The sequence below is a fragment of the Campylobacter sp. 2018MI13 genome (assembly GCF_018501135.1).
GTDB lineage: Bacteria > Campylobacterota > Campylobacteria > Campylobacterales > Campylobacteraceae > Campylobacter_E.
Genome location: NZ_JAHCZC010000293.1, coordinates 1 through 391, shown reverse-complemented (window position 1 = coordinate 391; position 391 = coordinate 1). Strand labels below are relative to the sequence as shown.

Sequence of the window (391 nt, the reverse complement as noted above, 5' to 3'; positions counted from 1 at the left end):
TGGTATGTTTCGCCGGTTTCTTTGTTTTTAATCGTAATGTCACCGATGAAACGATGGTTGATCTGTCTTTTAGTATGATGGCTAAAGGCATGAATACCTTCGATTCTTTCACCGTGAGCACGGATCTAGAATTGACAAAGAAGCTGATAGCCACCGCAGATGGCAAGCATCGGTCCATCGTCTTCAATGAATGTCGTCAAAGATTCCTTCATGCGCTGAATGTCTTTTGAAACGATTGTCTGCTCAAAATCCTGACCGCCGCCGAAAAAGGCAAGATCAAATTTTTTTTCATCGAAGTCCTGTTCAATCGAGACGATTTCGCTGGTAAACTCGATGCCCATTTGTTTTGCATAATACTCAAGCACCAAAACATTACCGATGTCTCCGTAAG

Annotated in this window: 1 protein-coding gene; it reads right to left on the bottom strand. The window is 42.5% G+C overall.

All coding sequences use genetic code 11. The annotated features are described in order from the left end of the window. Positions 1-125: 125 nt before the first annotated feature. A partial coding sequence (locus KJQ99_RS10085; RefSeq protein ID WP_214150768.1) for a hypothetical protein occupies positions 126-391 on the bottom strand: 266 nt, incomplete at its 5' end.